Here is a 19,961-nt window from a genome sequence, read left to right as displayed (position 1 = left end):
AATATTTCGGGGTACAAGCTAAAAAATAAGAGAACCCACGCGTTGCAGGTGTAAAACACTTAGTGAGTGTAAATGATACCTCACCTTACGGGTGTGCAAGCACCCTCGATAATTATTTTAATTCCCAATTTTAAATCATGTTTTATTCTTTTTCATTGCCCAAAAGAATCAAAAGTCTAGGCTTACGAAACTAGCTCTAAATTTATTGATTGTCTCCTAAATTTTAGGAACTCACTTCGTTCAAACAGCCTAAAATTTTACGAAGCCTGCTCTTCAAATTTTACGAGCTATTTTCGATAGGCCGTTTTTATCTTAAAAATTAAAACTAACTTTTATTCTCTTCTTTTTCATTGTTAAAAAGAATCAAAAGTCTAGGCTTACGAAACTAATGCTATTTACTTTTTACCATTGCTGTAAAAAGTAACAAAAAGATCTAGGCTTATTTTCCTGAATTTGAAAATCTGCTAAAAAAACTTTAGCCTGCGGATCGCAACCGCTGCGCTAGGCAATCCTCCCCATCTATCGCTAAGTTTTTTCTTGATTTTGCTACATTCATGAAAAGTAGGCCGGGTTTAAAATTCTAAACTAATTTTTATTCTCTAAAACTGCTTCTCGATACAATTTCACCCTCGCTAAGGCTTGTCCAAAATCGCTCGAAGTGACAGGCTAACTATTCAACATTTAAAATTCAAAATTCCTCATTAACTCTTACCTACTAAATTCTCAATACTCCTTACTCAATATTCACTACTACCTACTAAATACCAACTGCTCACTACTAGCTTGTTACCCAACGAGGACTTCGATGCCGGCTTTGTTGGCTTTGTATTTTATCTTGGTGATTAATTCATAATAGCTCCAATTGCGAAATACAAATGCTTCTTTTTTTGCGATGCCTATTTTATCTTCTTGGTTCATCAGCATTAAAGTTCCTGCTTGTTCTTGAATGCAGAAATCGATCAATCTCCGGCTATAGAGGTGTAAGCGATTGCTGATATAGTTGCGCTCCATTTGATAATAGGTTTCCAAGGCTTTTAATTTCCGTTTGCGTCCTTTGCCCGATTTGGCATAGGTCACGCCCACCTGTGCCCGTTTGCGAGCGGCTTGTATGGCGAGTCTTCGGTGTAGAAACTCTTCTTTGGTGCCGATGGGAAATCGTTTGGTACCGACTTTAACCACGAGCGGATATTCCAAGGAGAGGGAAGCTTCGGCTACCACGCCCGGCTTTAAGGCATGCCTTTCTTTTTCCAATTCAAATACCGCCAGCCAGAAGGTCTTTCCGTCTTTCAGCTGTAAATGCGAGGTGCATAATTTCAATTCCCCTTGGGTGACGCGCTGCAACAATTTCCACTTATCGCTATGATCGCGGCCTAAATAGGTTTTTAACGGAATTTTAAACAAGCGAAAGCAAAAGGCTTTCTTTTCTTTGTCATAGACCAGTGTGCTCATCCCTTCTGTGGTAAAGGGAAAAGGCATATCTTTTTTAAAATTCATCAGCGACCGCTCGCCCCGCCAATAGGCGTCCTTATTCTTTTTAAAGTTACTATACAAGCTTGCTTTTAGGCAGGAAATAATGTTGGTGGGCATCTTGCCTTTAAAGCGTTTTGAAGTCACCTGATAGATGGTATTCATCCGGGAGGTTTGTAAGATACCGGCTTCGTCTTTTTGTTCATCGACTAATTTAGAGTTAATCCCTTCGGATAGGTAAAAGAACTCTTTTAGTGTATCCTGTACAAACAGATGGGTAAGCATGATGTTGGCGGTTCTATAGCTGCGGTCTTGCCAATCGTAAAGTTTGCCGATGGCTTCTTTTCGTTCTTCCGCGGTAGGGAGATCGACTACCACTTGTATTTTTCGGGTAAGTTTGATGCTGTTCTTTTTCATCTTAAATGCTGGTTTTTGGCACCGCCAACGGGATTACTCTCCCAAGGCTTGCCTTGAAATTGAAAATTTGTTTCTAACGAATGCTTTAGAGGCTTGCCCCGAAGGAGTTTGTTTGTTGTTCGTATTGTTGCTGCATAAAGGTATAGGCGTTCATAAATTCCTGTTGGGCTTGTTTTTGGGAGCAGTTCAATTCTTCCGCGATACGCGCGAATGAATAATCTCGTTCGCAGCGCAGTTGAAACACCTTGGCTTGCGCGGTGGTCATTTCGCCCTGTAGTCTTATTGTTTCTTGAGGTTTTTCTTCCGATGTAAGCCGATTGTCTTGCTGCAGGATGGTTTTAAGTTCGGCAATGGCACGTTTTACCTCGTTAGCGGTTTCGGTAATTCCTTTTCCCATCACCTCGGCAATGGCTTTGTATTGAAAGCCATAGGTAATGCAAAGTTCGATCAACCGACTTCGCTCGGCACTCAAGTAGGGGAGTACGTTTTTAACCTGTTCAAAAGTTTGTTGGGTAGCTTCCTGTTCCAATAAATGTTCGTCTTCTTCGGCCACCGGATCGTGCCCCAGCATATAATCCTCATAATTCCCGTAAAAACTAAGCCGATTAATGGAGCGTTGAAAATGGTTGCGGGGCCGGCAGTAGTAATAGGTACATTCCCGTTTCATGACATAGCGGAGGAAAAAGAAGATATGCTTGGGTGTTTCTAGGGTGTCTCGATGTTTCCATAGTTTTAAAAAACTTTCTTGCACCAAGGTTTCAATTACAAACTCATCCCGTATCAATTGCTTGCCGAGCCAAAAAAGCATGCGACTGTATTGTTGATAGAGGTGTTCTAAAGCGATGGGCTTGCCTTGTTTGAGGTTTTGAAAGTCTTTGGTTTGCATAAGATTTCGTGTTTAATAAAATACATTTATCATCCATATTTAAAAATATTGAAATCGTATTTAAGATGTTAATTTGTCGTATTATTATATGACAAATATATAAAATTATTTGGATTGTCGTATTTTAATATGACAAAAATGTAATTGAATAGATTGACATTTGTTAGATGACAAGGGATCAATTGAAAAAGAAAGTCGGTAATCGGATTGTTGAGTTACGTACCAAAAAGGGATGGAACCAATCTGATTTAGCACGCGAATGCGGTAAGGATCGACAAGCAATTGAAAAATTAGAAAACGGAAAAGTTAACCCTACTATATATTCTTTATACGAAATTGCTAAAGCTTTAAAAGTAGATTTTTATCAACTTTTAAAATTTTAATTGTTGTGCTTTAATCTTTATTCTTTCTTATATAACCATAACAAAAAAGTTCTGTTATCACGGAATAATATATTATAAACATATATATTTGTTAGGATATAACTAGTTGTACAACATTATAAAACAAGACAATGACCTTAGATGAACTACTTGCTTTAACAGAAAACATTAAGGTCGAAATTTCCGAATTAAAATGGCACGAAGATGATGTAAGACACAGTTTTTTTGGACTCTACTATTCTGGAATTTATGACTTTTACATTGGCAAAAGCACTTTTAGATTAGCTGAATATCTTGGACAGGGAAAAGTGGCTTTTACTAGTGATATTTATGATTTTAATCCTCACGCAAAGCGTCTATATGAAATTCAAGGACATCCAATGCTTTCCGCAGGATTTCACAATGATTTAAATCGCAATGTTATTTTTGGAACTTGGACAGCTTTCGAATTTTCAATCTCATTAATCTTTGACTATTTGGTAACTGACCACGAGTATGAATCGATAATAAAAAAACTAAATGCAAAACTTGTTAAAGCTATTTCATCACTTGAAGAAAGTAGTAAAACTCTAATTTTAGACATCTTAAAAAAATCATCTTTTGTCCCTCTTTTTAGAAAAATGAATTTCATATTAAAAAGGATACCTAATTGTTATCCTGACACACTGAAAGAAGATAGAGAGTTTGTTGAGTTTGTTGGAAAATTACGTAATTGTATGATTCACTCGAACGGATACTATCGTGGAAACTATTTTAAATATGAATTTGGAGATACAGTTTTTGAATTTGAGGATAAACAAATTTTTAGCCAAGTTGGAACAAATCAATTTGTATATCTTGAAATAGCGATTAAATTAAAAGAGATTTTTAGAAAAATTTGTAATTGTACAAATGATATTGAGGACATTCCATACCCAGAAGACGGACAAAATATTATAAAAAAGTAAATGACTAACCTAGACACAAATCCAAAAAAACTGACACCAAAAGAACGATATGAATTCTTAATAAATGCAAGAAATTTTCATTACGATAATTTCAACAAATGGATGACTTATTTTTATGTAGCTATCGGCGCTTTGTTTGTTGGATATTATACAATTTCCAGCACAGAAGATTTACGTAATGAGAAAATAATCTTAATAGTTCTAGGATACATTACTTCTCTCTTTTGGTACTGGTCAAGCAAAGGTTATTATTTTTGGAACATCAATTTTATTACTTTGGTGAATGACTGTGAAACCAACACTTTGAAACTAAAAAAGAAGAAACGAGTATATTCTGTTTTTGCAAACAAAAAGACACAAAATAATTACATTAATCCAATTAGTGGAGCAAATATTTCGACTTCTAAAATTGCCATATTATTTTCATTTATAATTACTGTAGTTTGGGGAATATTACTATTGGAGAAATTAAAAGAAATAGATATTTATATCATTTGGGAAATTTTAGTTTCGCTATTTATTACTTTGCTATTAAGTTATTTTATACCAAAGTATTTATTAAAAAGTAAAATTGACCATTTCCCTGATTTGGAAATTGAACAAAATAGATAAAATAACGTTGCACAACAATGGCTATAAGTAATTGCTTGTTCTCGCCTACTTCTGAAAATCCTTTCGGATTTTCAGTTTGGTGTGTACTTGCAAAGTTAACCGCTAAACCACGCAACTACTCATAGCCGAGACCGTTGTGCAACATATGAAAAAAATCGAGAATTGATGAACAGAAAAAGTTTTGAAGAATATGAACTAAATTCTGATAAAGAAAAAGAACTTTGGAATGATTCAATTGTCATTTTTGATACATCTGCGCTAATCGATTTTTATTATTATCCAAAAGAAACAAGACAAGAAATATTTGACAAAATATTTTCAAAACTTAAAAATAGATTATGGGTTCCTTATCACGTCCAATTTGAGTATCTTAAAAACAGAAAGGGAACTATAGAAAAACCGATAATTGAAAATTATAATCCAATAAAGAATGAAAAAATTAAGATAATCAACTCTGCTAAATCTCAAATATTAAAAATTTCTGAACAAATAAAAAAAGATACTCTAAAGCCTGAAAAACATCCCTTTTTACCTCAAGAAAAGATTGATGAATTTATCGAATTTGCAAAAGAGATTGACAAAAGAGTTCAAAAATTTGAAAAGGATTTAATCGTAGAAATTGATAAACAAGAAAATGAAATTAAATCTTTACAAAAAAATGATACAATCTTAAAGGCTTTTGAGGAAAATATTAAAGTTGGTCCAGAACTTACACATTCTGAGATTATGAGGATTGTCTCTGAGGGAAAATTAAGATATGAATTTGAAATTCCACCAGGATATAAAGATTTGAAGGAAAAGAGTGGAACGCAGATTTTCGGAGATTTAATTGTTTGGAAACAGATATTATCTCACGCAAAAGATAAAAAACAAAATGTGATTTTTATTTGTAATGATTTAAAAATTGATTGGTGCTACAAAGATTCAAGAAACAGAATAAAAAGTCCTCGAGAAGAACTTATCAAAGAATTTAATGATAATCATCAAAAACAATTTTGGATGTATAATCAATCTCAATTTGTTTATAAAGCAAAAGAATTATTGCAATTAGATATAGCCGATGCGAAAATTGAGGAAATTTCTAACATTATTAATAATAGAAATGAAAAAGAACTTATTTATAAATGTAATCAATGTGGAAATGCTACGATTATTTCCGAAGATCTTTTAAATTATGAGTTTGAATGTGTAGAAAGCTCTGAAAGAGAAATGGGAGTTGAGAATCATTATCTTATGGAGGAAAATCTAAAATGTGCTTATTGTAGAATACAAACAAAACTCAAATTTGAAATTTGGGAATACCCAGAAAATATACATAACTACGACCAAATAAGTATTGAGAACGCAACAATATTAAAAAGTCCAGATTTTGTTGGTTATTTTTGGGATAATCATTACGATATTCCTGACGAAGATATGTTTAGGGAAAGATAAGACTATGCACAACACCGTATAACAACAATTGCGGCTTTGTGTCCTGCGAACACAACCGCGCAAGCATAAAAGTCGGTAATTATAGCTATCTTAGTTTGCAACAACCCGTGAATGAATAGTATTCAAAACCGTTGTCGGTCAGGTGATAATGTCAACTTAATGAACTTAAAATAAGGATGAAAAAGTATATCATATTAACTATTTCGGCAATCGTATTATTAAGTTGCAATCAAATTAAAACGAACCAATCAGAAAATCCGACTGAGGTTATCAGCGAACAAAAATCTGATACCATCAAGCAAACCCCAAAACTTTCGTTGGTATCCGCAGAACTGAAATTATCCGAAATTCCAAATATTATAAATGTAACGATGACTAATAATACAAATGATACAATAACCACAGGTGAGCACTTTCGTATTGAAAAATTTGAAAATAACGAATGGATAGATTTTACTCCAAAAGATGTAGCATTTAATGATATCGGATATGAATTAAAACCTTATGGTGAAAAAACCTTTAATAAGAATTTATTTAAAAATAAAATCGATTATAAACTGGGAAAATATAGAATCGCAAAAAATTATTTAAAATCTGATTATCAACAAACGAATGAGAGTTTTGATATTTATGTGGAATTTGAAATAAATTAAACAAAAATGCTTTTAAGAATAAAACCAGAACCGCTAACAAAGATCTGAGTTAAAAACCAAGCTTTTCTAGTTTAATTTCGATACATATTCTTCTTGGTATGGCAATCCACTTTTTGCAATTGCAAAAGCTTGCTTTAATAGTTTGTTAGACACTGCTATTAATGCCAATTTTTTGATTGTGTTTTTCTCTTTTTCGTTTCTCAATCGTCGGAGACAAGTGCTATGATTCGTTCATAAATTTCTCTGCAAGCTTGGTTATATTTTGCTAAATAACATTGCTTACCAAAGCATTCCATGGCTGAAGAACAAAAGAAAGCACTCAAAAACAATTAGGGCTATAGCCAACTTGTTACGAGGGAAAATGAATGCAGATGATTATAGGGATTGAATAAATCATGAAACTTAGTAAACTTTTTAGAAATAGGGTGATTTTACTGTATATCTTGAAAATTCACTAAAGCTTGAAATAAGGTAATCATTTTTACTTTTTCTCTTTGAAGCAATTTTTGTTGCATGAACTTTAAATGTCTTTATTTCAGATTATCTTATAAAGTTAGCCTGGCTCAAGTTTAGGTAAACGTTATTGCAATTATGCGGTTTTCCCTAAACCCTATTCAAAAAAGATTTCTATTTTTGGAAACAATCTCACCACATTTAAAAATTATGAGCCAAAATATACTACAGTACGAATCTAAAGTATGGTCAACTGCCGACCTTTTAATTGGTGCAGGAATTAAGCAATCAGACTTCCCAAAATATATGATGCCTTACTTTGCAATGATAATGTTGGAAAGTAGATTAGTTAGGCATTACAAAGAGTTATTAAAAGACTTTGATGCAGAAACGATTAAAGACATTGAAAATATAGAAGACTTTCTGGAAGAATTTAAAGATTACAATATTGGGTACAATGATTTAGTAATTAGAAGTCAAAAAACACTAGCTGAAATATGCAGAAACGATAAAACTTTTGATAACGATTTTGATGCTTACTTAAAAGCATTCGACCCAGAAACAAAAGAGCTTTTAGGGGTTGATAGAGGGAATACAGAAGAGAAGTATTTAGATATTTCAGGCGTTAGCGGTCAACTACGTAAAAAAGATATTCTTTTTGATACCCTAAAAAAATGGAGTGAGATAGATTTAACACCATTTAATAACTCGGATATAACAACTCTTGAAGAACATATAAAACGTAAATGGGCAGATATTTCTGCTGAAACTGCTGGAGAGCAATATACACCTGATGATATTATATCCTTAATTTCAGAAATTATATTATCTAAAATTGAAGATAATAACGAGTTTTTAACCATATACGACCCAACCTGTGGTGGTGGTAACTTGCTGTTTGGTGTAGAAGATAGAATAAAAGAAAAGTTTAACAGACCTACAAAAACCTATGGTGAAGATTGGAGTGATAGTTTATACGCTTTAGCAAAAATAGAAAGCCGCTTCCGTACAGATTCAGATATACGTTATGGGAATACGCTAGTAAATAGAAAATTTGAAGGGAAAGATTTTGATGTTATCGTAGCGAATCCACCTTACGGCGTTGACTGGAAAGGTTACAGAAAAGACATTGTCAACGACCAAACCGAACGTTTTCACGATTTGCCTTCCATTTCAGATGGTCAGTTTTTATTTACCCAACACATATTATCACTACTTGACAATAAAGGGCTTTCTGTTGTGGTACATAATGGCTCAACCTTATTTAGTGGTGATGCAGGTAGTGGTGAGAGTAATATTCGTAAATACTTCTTTGATAACGATTGGGTAGAAGCGATTATACAAATGCCAACAGATGAGTTTTTCAACACAGGTATTTATACCTATCTATGGGTGTTTAACAAAAATAAAACTGAAGAGCGTAAAGATAAAGTAATGTTGATTGATGGTAGTAATTTTTGGGAACCATTAAAAAAGAGCAAAGGTAAAAAGCGTAGGGAAATGGTTTTTGATAACAGAAAAACCATTGTTGATACCTTAACCAATTTTAAAAATACTGACTATGCAAAGGTATTTGATAAATGGCATTTTTATTATAACAAACAGGCTATAATGCTTACGAATGTAGATGAAAACGGAAAAACTTTTGAAGACCAATTGCCTGTTAAAAAGAATAAACAAGGCGAAGAAAGCAGAGCTAAATCCATAAAGTTAAACCCTATTAAAATAACGCAAATAGGTAATTTGGACACTGAGCTTGTCGAAGTGACAAATTTTGAAATCACCTCTTTTAATTCTGGCAAATACAGCGACCTAAAAGATTATTATACCAATCACATAAAACCTCTTATAAACAATTTACTATACAAAGAAGGGAACTTAATAGTAGAGACTAAAAAATTAGCTTACCAATATAACCCAGATACCGAAAGTATAGAGGAAGGAGAAATTCAAAATTCAAAATTCATAACTCATAATTCTTTAGGTTGCGGTAAAATAGTAATAAAAGCATCTTATAAAAAAGGGACTAAAACTAAAGAAGCGCGTATTGAAATTTCTGTGGAGTTAACACCTGATTATGAGAAAGATTATGAGATAATTCCTTACAGTCCTAACGAGGTAGAAAACCAAAAAAACATTGCCGATTTTATGGCAAAATACATTACCAAACCTTTTGTTTATATAGAAAATACAATAGGGGTTGAAATTAATTTTAATAAGGTGTTTTACAAGCCAGAACAATTACGTTCTATTCAAGAAATTACCACGAATTTAGAAGAGTTAGAAAATGAATTGTCTAAACTTGAAAAAGAATTAGCATTGTAATGGAAAGGTATAATGATTACAAAGATTCTGGAATTGAGTGGTTGGGTAATATACCTAAACATTGGGAAACCTTTAGATTTATTGATAATGTAAAATTAAGACACGGTTATCAATTTAGAGATTATGATTTTACGGATGAAGGTATTCGTGTAGTTAAAATATCGCAACTTGACCCTAAAGGTAATTTAAACTTGACAAAAAGTAGTTTTATAGCATCGGACAGGCTAAATTCCTTTAAGGCAATTAGAATATATCAAGATGATATTTTAATGGCTTTAACAGGTGGTACTATTGGTAAAATAATAAGAGTTGGTAAAATTAGTGAACCGCTTTTACAAAATTACCGTGTAGGTAACTTTTTTCCAGATAAAAAAAAGCTAAATAAAACTTTTCTTTATTTCTTATTAGCAAGTCAAGTTACAGAGGAACAAATTAACTATTTATTAAATAGAAATGGCCAGCCAAATATTGGTAAGGAGAGTTTTAAAAATATGTTCTTTACCTTACCACCACTAAAAGAACAAGCCCAAATAGCCAACTATTTAGATGCTAAAACCACTTCAATAGACAAAAAAATAAAACTATTAAAACAGAAAATAAAGCACCATAAAGCTTATCGCAAAACCTTAATTAATGAAACCATTACGAAAGGTTTAAATGGCGATGTTTCAAGTTGGGTTAGATTTAGATTAAAAGATCTAGGCTATTTATATAGTGGTTTATCGGGTAAGAGCGGTGATGATTTTAATCAAGATGACAACCCAAATAATAAAGGTTTTATTCCCTTTACTAATATTGCCATTAACACATATTTAGATAAAAAACAATTAGGTACTGTAGTAATAGAAGATAATGAAAAACAGAATCAAGTTAAGAAAAATGATATTTTCTTTTTAATGAGTTCTGAAGGTTATGAAGATATTGGTAAATCAGCAGTATTAATTGAGGATTTAAAAGAAACTTACTTAAATAGTTTTTGTAAAGGCTTTAGATTGACTAATAAAAATAGTGATGCTTCATTTATAAATTATTTGCTTTTAAGTGATATTTATAGACAGCAAATGCTAGTTGAAGGTAAAGGGTTTACACGTATTAATCTTAAAATGGAAAAGGTTAATAATTTCTCAATTCTTATACCGCCAACTAAAAAAGAGCAACAACAAATTGCAGCTTATTTAGAAGCAAAAACAAATACTATAAACAATATCGTTAATAACATAGAAACTCAAATCACTACTTTAAAGGAGTTGCGTAAAACCCTAATTAATGAGGTAGTAACTGGTAAGGTTAAAGTAGCAACATATTCGCAATAGTAATTATGCTATTGTAAAAAGTAGTGATAATTTACATTAGTAAGCCTGTTGTTGTAAAAAAAGAATACTTTCTACACTAAGAAAATGCTTAGTGCAAAAAAACTACGTATTTTGCATTAGCGAATCTCTTAATGCAAAAAATAGTTATATTTTGCATTAAGAAAAAAATAAATGCAACTTTAAGATGAAATCGTTTAAAGCAGGGAAGTATATTAGTCAGGGAAGTTACAAAAGTTTTCAACCAAATTTTGTAAACAAACAGTGGCTCTTAGAAGATATGGAGCTGGTAGAGTTGCTTTCTAAAGCAGATAGGCACTTAGGGCGTTTAGATATGTATAGTGAGCACATACCAGATGTAGACTTGTTTATTAGTATGCACGTGCTTAAAGAGGCTACCCAAAGTAGTAAAATAGAGGGTACGCAAACCAATATGGAAGAGGCCTTATTAGAAGAAGAAGATGTAAGCCACGAAAAGCGTGACGATTGGGAAGAAGTTCAAAATTATATCGAGGCAATGCAAAAAGCCATTGGTATGCTAAAAGAAATACCGTTTTCAAGCAGGTTAATAAGGCAAACCCATAAAATTTTATTGCAGGGCGTAAGGGGTGAACATAAATTGCCTGGAGAATTTCGTACAAGCCAAAATTGGATAGGTGGCGCCTCTATAAACGATGCAACCTTTATCCCTCCTGTACACAATAGTATAGGAGATTTAATGAGTGATCTAGAAAAATTTACACATAATGAAGAGATATACTTTCCAGACCTCTTAAAAATAGGCATCATACATTACCAGTTTGAAACGATACACCCCTTTCTAGATGGTAATGGTCGGGTAGGGCGTTTATTAATTACGCTCTATTTAGTCAATAAAGAAATACTTAAAAAACCTATTCTGTATTTATCAGACTTTTTTGAGCGTAATAAATCGCTCTATTATGATAATTTAATGCGGGTTCGTACTCATAATGACCTTAAACAGTGGTTGAAATTTTTTTTAGTAGGAGTAATAGAAACCGCAAAAAAAGGGGTGAATACCTTTGATGAAATTTTAAAATTAAAAACAAATACAGAATTAAATGTACAAACTCTGGGTTCACGAGCCAACAACGCTCAAAAAATAGTACAGCATTTGTTTAAACGCCCAATGATAGATGTTGAAAAGGTAGAAGAGATTACAGGAGTATCAAGACGTACAGCTTATAATTTAATAGATGATTTAGACGAGCTAGAGATAATTAAAGAAATTACAGGTGGTAAAAGAGGTAAATTATATGTGTTTGACGCTTACTTAAAATTATTTAGATAATGGATGAACTAATATTACAAGATAAATACTTAATGAACTTTTTTACCAATCGTACAGATGGGTTACAGTATAAAGAAGTAAAAGCCAATACCGTATCTAAATTACACTTTATAGTAGAAGATTTAAAGTATTTTATTAGTGAGACCACAGATAATAAAAAAGCCTATCGCACTTTATTAAAAAAGTATAAAAATGACGAAAAACAGCTTTTACAGGAATTTCAAGAGTTTTTAAATAAGCGGATAGGAGAGTCAATGAATATGGCTCTATTTATAAATAACAATAAATCGGTAACTTTTAAAGGAGTAAAATTATATTTATTTTATCCCAGTGGCAGTCCGGTACACGAAGACAGATTATTTAATGAAAATGTATTTTCTGTAGTACAGGAATTACCCTATATATATTACTATAAAGGTAAAAAGCAATTTAGTTTTCGCCCGGACGTAACCTTTTTCCTAAACGGAATATATCTAGGTTATTCAGAATTAAAATCAAATTATAACGATCAGACTGCGGTAAAAAATGGTAAATCTAAAATAGCTAGAGATTATCAAAAAGCTGTTATAAGTTATTTAGAAATAGCCGATGGTAACGATGTAGATAGAAGCATTCGCAAAGACTTTTTGAAAATCTTCGAGAAAGCAATTCATATTACTACTACAGATGTTCAGGAAACCTTTATCATAAGAAATATAGCAAATCATTATGATAGTTTAAAAGCTAGTGTAGAAGATAACACCTTCGATTTTGAAGATGCTCTATTGAAAATTAAAAGTGACTTAAAAGCTTACCCTATCTTCAATAGAGAAGCAAATAAACAAGAAAGATTTGAAGAAGTTTTTAAAGCCTTATACGGTAAAAAAATGATAGAGCGCGAAATATTGTATTACAACTTTATTGAGCGCGAATTAGTGGTTAACGAAAAAACAAAAAAGAAAGAGTACAAGCATAATGATGGTAGGTTAATTGCCCCAAGACCTAAGCAAAAATTTGGAGCCGATAAAATCATCAATAAAATAGATGAGTTTTTGGTCCACGAAGATGAACCTGATTATTTTATTAATAAACTTAAGGAAGAATTAAAGGCGAAAGGTGTTGGTAAAGCTAAAGCTAAAGAGCTTATAGAAAAGCGTCAAAAATACCAAAATAATAAACACGTTTACTCTTTACTTTTACAATACGCTGCAGGTTTTGGTAAAAGCAATATTATCGGTTGGGCATCACTAATGCTTAAAGACTTAAGAAAGGATGCTGAATTGGTCTACGATAAAATTATGTTGGTAGTAGATAGAGTGCAACTAAGAGATCAGTTAGATAGTAAAATGTACAATATGAACATACAGAACAGTATGTTTATAGAGGCTAATAGTAAAAAATCATTCTTAGAAGCCTTAAATACAGATAAGCGAATAGTAGTTGTCAACCTGCAAAAATTTAACTCTATCAGGGAGTTTTTAGATGATGAGGTAGTAAAAACATTATCTACAATGCGTATAGCTTTTTTGATAGATGAAATTCATCGTTCTAATTCGGGAGTGCAACACGAAGAAATGGTTTCATTATTTGATGAATTACAAAATAGCTTTGATTCTAACGAAGAATATATCAAAACCAATCAAAAGAAGAATTTAATAATTGGTTTTACAGCAACTCCTAGTGATGTAACCTTAGCACGTTTTGGGGAATTTAATAAATATGCAGAAGCAGAAAAAATTTGGGTGCCTTTCGATAGTTATACGATGAAAGAAGCTATTGACGATCGTTATATTCTCGATCCAACTTTAGGTATTGTTCCAGTATCTGCTAAAATGTATTTTGAGAAACCAGAAGATAATAGTTTAATACAACATAAATCTTTACCAGATAATCCAGATGCTGGCGTTGATGCTAACGGAAAAAAATACAGAATTAGTAAAAAGAGTATTTACGAAAATGAAGAGCGCATTGAGGCTATATCAAAGTTTGTGGCTAAAAGATTAGTGACAGCGGTTTACCACAATATAAGAGGTACAGCAAAAGCCATGTTTGCCGTATCATCTATAAAAGCAGCTATAAAATATCGCAAATATATTCAGTCATATTTCAACGATTTTGTAGAAGAAAAAAAATATGAACGATTTAAAGATGCTCCAATTTATATCGTGTATAGTTCTGACGGTCAAAAATATGAAAGCGCTACAACTTTAAACGGTGGTTTATCAGAAGCAAAAGTATTGCAAAATTTTGCAATCAAAAAAAATGGGTTGATTATCGTGGTTGATAAGCTTCAGACAGGATTTGATGAGCCTAAATTACACACTTTATTTTTAGATAAAGAGATTAGCGGTATCAATGCTATACAAACCATTTCAAGAGTAAACAGAACAGCTGGGAAGTATAAAAAGGATTGTAAGATTATTGATCTATCTTATAAAAATGTAAATGTTGAAAATATAAAAAAAGCTTTCGAACATTTCAGCAATGTAGTGGTGAGCGATTTCGATCCATTAGGCCAAGAGTTAGTATTACAAGAGTTATATGAACAATTAAACCAAGAAAGTATTTTTAAACAACACTTTCAGGAATTTAAAAAATATCAGCAAGGAAATAAGGATGATATTCAATCAATATTAGATTTAGAAAATGCAATAGGTCAATTAGTAAGAAAACAACCTGAAGAAGGAAAACAAATAAAACAAAATCTTAATACATATTTTAAAATCTTAAACCTTATAAACTTTGTATTAAAGATAGATGATAAATATAGTGAAACCTATTTTACTGAATTCTGGTATCGCTATAGCATAATTTATAACTCTATTACAGGTACAAAAGAATTAATAGATGAAGTTGAAGTGTATTTTGACAATAGAATAGGTATAGTTGCCCCACCAGAAGATAAAGATGATAAGCCTAATACCAATCCTGGCACAAAAGAACCTACACCTTCTTATGCTACTAAACAGTATAAATTTGATATTCTGGCGGTAATAGAAAAGCGTAATGAAGAGGAGGAGGAAATAGAAGCATTAATTTTAGATTTTCAAGAGAAAATAGATAGTTTTTTCGAATATGTAAACAATGAAGGAAATCGCTTAATTGCCAAGATGAAAAGTAATAAAACAGTATTTGACGAAGAAGAAATTTACAGAGATTTCGCTATAATTTATAAAAAATTCATTAGAAGGAACAGAAAGAGTTTAGGTCATTTTTTTATTAAAGAAACTGAAGATATTGTAAATCAACTTTGTGATGATTTTGAAAAAACATTAGAGTAATATGCACTTATATAACTTAAATCCTAAAAGTTCAATAACTATCTTAAAAGAAAAACCTTTCAAATTAGAAAAGGAGATTCAGCAGGTTTTTGAAATTAATTTAAACGAGTTGATGGATTTACAGTTGGTGAAATCTGAATTCTCGATTAAAAATAAGCGGATAGATACCTTAGCGTATGATACCCAATCAAAGGCATTTATAATTATAGAATATAAAAGAAACAAAAATATAAGCGTTGTAGATCAAGGCTTTACTTACCTAAGCTTGATGCTTGAGAATAAAGCTGATTTTATTGTAGAATATAATGAAACTTTAAAAACTAATTTAAAACGCTCTGAGGTAGATTGGAGTCAAACCCGAGTAGTTTTTGTTTCAACGGGCTTTACAGAAAATCAAAAAACAGCAACAAATTTTAAAGACATCGCCATTGAATTATGGGAAGTTAAACGCTATGAGAATAATTTGATTAGCGTTAACCAAATTAAGAAAAGTAAAGCTGCCGAAAGTATTAAACCGATTACCTCTTCAAACTCAAAACTAGAATCAGTAGCAAAAGAAATAAAAGTTTATACCGAAGAAGACCATCTTGATAATAAATCAGATAAGATTATTGAGCTTTATGAAACTTTTAAAGAGGCGATTCTAAACCTTGCAGATGATATAGAACTTGAGCCTAAAAAACTATATATCGCTTTTAAAAAGAATAAAAACCTAGTAGATCTAGTGGTTCTTCAAAATAGAATAAGACTTTTTATTAACATGGGGTTTGGTAAGTTAGATGATCCTAAAGGTATTACCGAAGATGTATCTAATAAAGGACATTGGGGAAATGGAGATTGCGAAATTTCTATAAAAGACACAAAAGATTTAGAATACATAATGAGTTTGATTAAACAGGCGATTTAATACATATTTGATTTGATTTTAAACAAAGTGAACTGGAAAACCGAGTTGAAAAAAACAAAAGAAAATAAAGCACGAAAATACAACACAATATCTCACGACGTAAGTTATTAAAAAATGACGACCAATTACCTAATATATCATCCAAGAAGACAAAAAAGTGAATTTGACAATTTGACCGTCTATCGCGATAACTTTGGGGGAAATGAAGACCCTTACATATGGAATCGACAATTTCTGCACACATATTGTCACATTACACAACTGCCAAATGAGTCTGGACAAATCAACTTTTGGGTTTCTGGTGACACATACCCTAACTTTGACAAACTATACTGTGACTGCGTTTTCGTAATTGACAAGAAACTTTTCTGGGCAAATGCAAACCGCATTAAAAGAAATAACCCAATCGTTGACAATGACCAAACGTATGAACACCATTACAAGTGGGTTAATCCACCTCATAATCATCATCCTTTTTCCAGACGTAGACGATACACATTAAAGGCTCATCCAGACAACAGTTTCCAGCCCCAATACAATAATGGAGAACTACTTGATATTTTACCTTTTCTAAATGACAATGGTTTGACTACTGACCATCTAATTAATGCTATGACATCAAAAAGAGGCTCAAGACCATATAAGCTGCACAATAACTTAGGAAATAACCTTTATGACTTCTTAATCAAAATCTCTTCAATAAAACTGAAGGGACAACAACTTCAAGATATACACCCAAAAAAATAAAATGGAACATATTGAAAATTTCAAAATAATCGGAATAGAAACTGAAACGACAAATGAAAACGGAAAATCTGCCGAGGATTTAGGTAAACTTTGGGAGCAATTTTATGGCGAAAATGTACCGAATAAAATACCTAATAAAATAAGTGACGAAATTTATTCGATTTAAACCAATTATGAATCTGATTATAAAGCAAAATATAAAACAATTATCGGACAAAAAGTAAACTCGCTTGACGAAATTCCAAACGGACTAATTGGACAAGAGTTCAGCGGAGGGAAATATCGAAAGTTTGTTGCAAAAGGGCAAATGCCAAATGCGGTAGTGGAATCTTGGAAAGAGATTTGGATAAAGGATAAAGAACTTAACAGAAAATATACTGCGGATTTTGAAGTTTATGAACAAAATTCCCAAAAAGGAAAAAAATCTGAAGTGGAAATTTTCATTGCGATTGATTAATGAAAAGGGTACCAATACAGTGTATGCCCGCAATTACTAAAGTTAGTGCTAAAACGAGAAAAATCGCTAATTTAAACCATAACTGACGGTTATATGAAACCGTTTGCAAGCTGAAAAAAATCCTGCTGAATAATGGCAAATAGAAAACTTTACAAAACTCTTACTCTTTGCATTGCATTAGTTTGGATTGTAAACGGGTTATTTTGTAAGGTGCTAAACCTTGTTCCAAGACACGAACAAATTATTGCAAGAATACTAGGTAACGAGTATTCCAGATTATTGGCAATCTTAATTGGACTTTCAGAAATAGTTATGGCTGTTTGGATTTTAAGTGCTTATAAAACAAAGTTAAATGCTGTTTCCCAAATTTTAGTAGTTGCAATAATGAACATCTTTGAATTTATTCTAGTTCCTGACTTATTGCTTTGGGGAAGACTAAATTTATTGTTTGCATTTATTTTTATTTTAGTTGTTTACTATAACGAATTTTATCTTAACACTAACCAACCCCAATAACTTGATGTTACCATTTTTAAAAGACCATCCATTTGCAGTTGAAGCGTATTTTGAAAGTTCGCTTGTGTTGACTTTTGCGGTTCCAAAAGAACAATTACAAAGTCTTATTCCAGCATGTTTACAGCTTGACACATTTCAAGACAAATGGGCTTTTGTTGCGGTTGCCATGGTTCAAACAAAAGACCTACGACCAAAAGGTTTTCCGAAATTTATGGGCAACGATTTTTTTCTTATTGGTTATCGTGTTTTTGTGCGTTACAAAAATAATGCAGGCAAAAGTTTGCGTGGTTTGTATATTCTGAAATCAGAAACAAACAAAAGGAAAATGGAATTCTTCGGAAACATATTTACCCATTACAATTACACCACAACAGACATAAAGCAAATTGAACAACGAAACACCAAAGAAATATCATCTGTTAAATCAAAGTTTAAAATCATCTTTGACAATACGGAAAAACAAGTTTCGTTACCTGAACATTCGCCTTTTGCAGACTGGAAGGAAGCAAGAAGGTTTGCCGGTCCTTTGCCTTTTACGTTTACCTATAACGAAGAAACTAAAGAAGTTTTAATCATTCAAGGCGTGAGAGAAAACTGGAAACCAAATCCAGTAAACGTGATTGAATATAAATTCAACTTTTTAAATACACTAAAACTTGAAAATCCATTATTGGCAAATGCTTTTATAATTAGAAATATTCCATATTATTGGAAAAAAGGTAAAATTGAAGAATGGAAATAAAGAGAAGAAATTTTCAAGGAGTAGTAAATATTTTAAGTTTCAACCGACACTTTTATGTTGTTGGCTTTATAGCTTTAGCATTAATTATAGGTAGTAAATTTCTTTTTAATTGGCATCCCGTTTTGTTCTGGGTGATTATTTCAGCATTCATGTATGGACTGATAATGCCATTATTTGTTTCTGCCTATGTTTATGATTTCTCTGGCTTTTATAATTTTGACTGGTTAAAGAAAATGAAAATAGAAGATGCGAAAGGCAAATTCAATTTAAACATTAATGCTGGCTTTGACGAAACAAGTTATATTATAAAGAGTATTTTACCTCAATCTAATTTACAGGTTTATGATTTCTACAACGCCAAACAACATACTGAACCTGCGATAATACGAGCAAGAAAAGTGAGTTTGGTTTATCCTAACACGCAACAAATCAATTCAAATTCAATTCCTTTAAAGGATAGTTCCGTTGATACTATCTTTTTAATATCAGCAATTCACGAAATTCGTAGATACGATGAAAAAGTTCAATTCTTAAAAGAATGCCGTAGAGTTTGTAAACCAAACGGAAATGTGATTATGGTTGAACACTTGAGAGATTTTCCAAACTTTTTAGCTTTTACAATCGGTTTTACACATTTTTTTTCAAAAGAAACTTGGAAAAAGGCATTTGAGGAAGCGGAGTTTACATCGATTAAAGAAAAAAAATTTACGCCATTTATGTCAATTTTTAATTGTAACTAATTATGGAAATACACTTTAAAATAATTGGTATTTTATTAATTGCTTTAGCATTGGTTCACATTATATTTCCAAAATACTTTAGTTGGAAAAAAGAGCTTAAATCGTTGAGTTTAATCAATCGACAAATGATGACGGTACATACGTTTTTTATTGCCTTTACAGTATTTCTTATGGGGTTACTCTGCCTGACATCCATAAACGAACTAATAGAAACGAATCTCGGAAAAAAAATATCATTAGGATTAGGAGTATTTTGGACAATTAGGCTTTTTATTCAATTTTTTGTTTATTCATCTGACCTTTGGAAAGGAAAAAAATTCGAGACAGGAATACATATATTGTTTTCAATATTTTGGATATATTTTAGTTCAATATTTTTGATAAACTATTATA

The 19,961-nt window shown here is 31.8% G+C and carries 16 protein-coding genes and 2 pseudogenes; 15 read left to right on the top strand and 3 right to left on the bottom strand.

From position 1 onward, the window contains the following. Window positions 1–786: 786 nt before the first annotated feature. Window positions 787–1,884, bottom strand: coding sequence for a hypothetical protein (locus ACFFGL_RS14255; RefSeq protein ID WP_309727720.1), 1,098 nt, complete (start codon window positions 1,882–1,884; stop codon window positions 787–789). Window positions 1,885–1,969: 85 nt separating this feature from the next. Further along, window positions 1,970–2,770 carry an RNA polymerase sigma factor gene (locus tag ACFFGL_RS14250; RefSeq protein ID WP_309727719.1) on the bottom strand — a complete coding sequence of 267 codons (801 nt, stop codon included), beginning with the start codon at window positions 2,768–2,770 and terminating at the stop codon, window positions 1,970–1,972. A gap of 182 nt (window positions 2,771–2,952) precedes the next feature. Between ACFFGL_RS14250 and ACFFGL_RS14245 the strand changes: the two genes are divergently transcribed. From ACFFGL_RS14245 to ACFFGL_RS14225, 5 genes are all read left to right on the top strand, one after another. After that, entirely contained in the window at window positions 2,953–3,153 is a 201-nt protein-coding gene (locus ACFFGL_RS14245; protein ID WP_309727718.1) for a helix-turn-helix transcriptional regulator, read from the top strand. 131 nt (window positions 3,154–3,284) lie between these two features. After that, on the top strand, window positions 3,285–4,100 hold the full coding sequence (locus ACFFGL_RS14240; protein WP_309727717.1) for a hypothetical protein: 816 nt from the start codon (window positions 3,285–3,287) through the stop codon (window positions 4,098–4,100). Continuing rightward, on the top strand, window positions 4,101–4,712 hold the full coding sequence (locus ACFFGL_RS14235; RefSeq protein WP_309727716.1) for a RipA family octameric membrane protein: 612 nt from the start codon (window positions 4,101–4,103) through the stop codon (window positions 4,710–4,712). Window positions 4,713–4,877: 165 nt separating this feature from the next. After that, window positions 4,878–6,146 (top strand): PIN-like domain-containing protein, encoded by a 1,269-nt coding sequence (locus tag ACFFGL_RS14230; protein WP_309727715.1) that lies wholly within the window; start codon window positions 4,878–4,880, stop codon window positions 6,144–6,146. Between the two features lie 176 nt (window positions 6,147–6,322). Then, entirely contained in the window at window positions 6,323–6,799 is a 477-nt protein-coding gene (locus tag ACFFGL_RS14225; RefSeq protein WP_309727714.1) for an immunoglobulin-like domain-containing protein, read from the top strand. A 66-nt stretch (window positions 6,800–6,865) separates the two neighbouring features. On the opposite strand, the pseudogene ACFFGL_RS14220 reads toward ACFFGL_RS14225, so the two are convergent. Continuing rightward, window positions 6,866–7,062, bottom strand: a pseudogene (locus ACFFGL_RS14220) (hypothetical protein); the annotation flags it as partial. Between the two features lie 400 nt (window positions 7,063–7,462). Here ACFFGL_RS14220 and ACFFGL_RS14215 point away from each other — a divergent pair. The 10 genes and pseudogenes from ACFFGL_RS14215 to ACFFGL_RS14170 all read left to right on the top strand — a co-directional run bounded on the left by ACFFGL_RS14215 (window position 7,463) and on the right by ACFFGL_RS14170 (window position 19,568). After that, window positions 7,463–9,577, top strand: coding sequence for an HsdM family class I SAM-dependent methyltransferase (locus ACFFGL_RS14215; protein ID WP_309727713.1), 2,115 nt, complete (start codon window positions 7,463–7,465; stop codon window positions 9,575–9,577). Further along, window positions 9,577–10,890 (top strand): restriction endonuclease subunit S, encoded by a 1,314-nt coding sequence (locus ACFFGL_RS14210; RefSeq protein ID WP_309727712.1) that lies wholly within the window; start codon window positions 9,577–9,579, stop codon window positions 10,888–10,890. The genes ACFFGL_RS14215 and ACFFGL_RS14210 overlap by 1 nt, the downstream gene beginning before the upstream one ends. 184 nt (window positions 10,891–11,074) lie before the next feature. Continuing rightward, entirely contained in the window at window positions 11,075–12,199 is a 1,125-nt protein-coding gene (locus ACFFGL_RS14205) for a Fic family protein (RefSeq protein ID WP_309727711.1), read from the top strand. Continuing rightward, on the top strand, window positions 12,199–15,459 hold the full coding sequence (locus tag ACFFGL_RS14200) for a DEAD/DEAH box helicase family protein (RefSeq protein WP_309727710.1): 3,261 nt from the start codon (window positions 12,199–12,201) through the stop codon (window positions 15,457–15,459). The genes ACFFGL_RS14205 and ACFFGL_RS14200 overlap by 1 nt, the downstream gene beginning before the upstream one ends. Before the next feature lies 1 nt (window position 15,460). Then, complete coding sequence (locus ACFFGL_RS14195) at window positions 15,461–16,366, top strand: DUF5655 domain-containing protein (protein WP_309727709.1); 906 nt, start codon at window positions 15,461–15,463, stop codon at window positions 16,364–16,366. A gap of 114 nt (window positions 16,367–16,480) precedes the next feature. Continuing rightward, a complete protein-coding gene (locus tag ACFFGL_RS14190) occupies window positions 16,481–17,113 on the top strand; it encodes a hypothetical protein (protein WP_309727708.1) in 633 nt (210 codons plus the stop codon). A 1-nt stretch (window position 17,114) separates the two neighbouring features. After that, window positions 17,115–17,570 (top strand): annotated as a pseudogene (locus tag ACFFGL_RS14185) (GyrI-like domain-containing protein). Between the two features lie 132 nt (window positions 17,571–17,702). Next, window positions 17,703–18,086: a DoxX-like family protein gene (locus tag ACFFGL_RS14180; RefSeq protein WP_309727707.1), complete on the top strand. Its 384-nt coding sequence runs from the start codon at window positions 17,703–17,705 to the stop codon at window positions 18,084–18,086. 4 nt (window positions 18,087–18,090) lie between these two features. Further along, on the top strand, window positions 18,091–18,828 hold the full coding sequence (locus ACFFGL_RS14175) for a DUF2071 domain-containing protein (protein ID WP_309727706.1): 738 nt from the start codon (window positions 18,091–18,093) through the stop codon (window positions 18,826–18,828). After that, window positions 18,819–19,568 (top strand): class I SAM-dependent methyltransferase, encoded by a 750-nt coding sequence (locus tag ACFFGL_RS14170; protein WP_309727705.1) that lies wholly within the window; start codon window positions 18,819–18,821, stop codon window positions 19,566–19,568. Before ACFFGL_RS14175 ends, ACFFGL_RS14170 begins: the two co-directional genes overlap by 10 nt. Window positions 19,569–19,961: the final 393 nt, after the last annotated feature.

Source organism: Mesonia maritima, from assembly GCF_042433895.1.
In the GTDB taxonomy this organism is placed as follows: Bacteria; Bacteroidota; Bacteroidia; order Flavobacteriales; family Flavobacteriaceae; genus Mesonia; species Mesonia maritima.
This window is presented reverse-complemented; position numbering and strand designations above follow the sequence as displayed.

Excerpts from the sequence above, each read along its gene's own strand:
- ACFFGL_RS14255 (WP_309727720.1), bottom strand. The coding sequence starts at position 1,884 with ATGAAAAAGAACAGCATCAAACTTACCCGAAAAATACAAGTGGTAGTC.
- ACFFGL_RS14250 (WP_309727719.1), bottom strand. The coding sequence starts at position 2,770 with ATGCAAACCAAAGACTTTCAAAACCTCAAACAAGGCAAGCCCATCGCT.
- ACFFGL_RS14240 (WP_309727717.1), top strand. The coding sequence starts at position 3,285 with ATGACCTTAGATGAACTACTTGCTTTAACAGAAAACATTAAGGTCGAA.
- ACFFGL_RS14235 (WP_309727716.1), top strand. The coding sequence starts at position 4,101 with ATGACTAACCTAGACACAAATCCAAAAAAACTGACACCAAAAGAACGA.
- ACFFGL_RS14230 (WP_309727715.1), top strand. The coding sequence starts at position 4,878 with ATGAACAGAAAAAGTTTTGAAGAATATGAACTAAATTCTGATAAAGAA.
- ACFFGL_RS14225 (WP_309727714.1), top strand. The coding sequence starts at position 6,323 with ATGAAAAAGTATATCATATTAACTATTTCGGCAATCGTATTATTAAGT.
- ACFFGL_RS14215 (WP_309727713.1), top strand. The coding sequence starts at position 7,463 with ATGAGCCAAAATATACTACAGTACGAATCTAAAGTATGGTCAACTGCC.
- ACFFGL_RS14210 (WP_309727712.1), top strand. The coding sequence starts at position 9,577 with ATGGAAAGGTATAATGATTACAAAGATTCTGGAATTGAGTGGTTGGGT.
- ACFFGL_RS14205 (WP_309727711.1), top strand. The coding sequence starts at position 11,075 with ATGAAATCGTTTAAAGCAGGGAAGTATATTAGTCAGGGAAGTTACAAA.
- ACFFGL_RS14200 (WP_309727710.1), top strand. The coding sequence starts at position 12,199 with ATGGATGAACTAATATTACAAGATAAATACTTAATGAACTTTTTTACC.
- ACFFGL_RS14195 (WP_309727709.1), top strand. The coding sequence starts at position 15,461 with ATGCACTTATATAACTTAAATCCTAAAAGTTCAATAACTATCTTAAAA.
- ACFFGL_RS14190 (WP_309727708.1), top strand. The coding sequence starts at position 16,481 with ATGACGACCAATTACCTAATATATCATCCAAGAAGACAAAAAAGTGAA.
- ACFFGL_RS14180 (WP_309727707.1), top strand. The coding sequence starts at position 17,703 with ATGGCAAATAGAAAACTTTACAAAACTCTTACTCTTTGCATTGCATTA.
- ACFFGL_RS14175 (WP_309727706.1), top strand. The coding sequence starts at position 18,091 with ATGTTACCATTTTTAAAAGACCATCCATTTGCAGTTGAAGCGTATTTT.
- ACFFGL_RS14170 (WP_309727705.1), top strand. The coding sequence starts at position 18,819 with ATGGAAATAAAGAGAAGAAATTTTCAAGGAGTAGTAAATATTTTAAGT.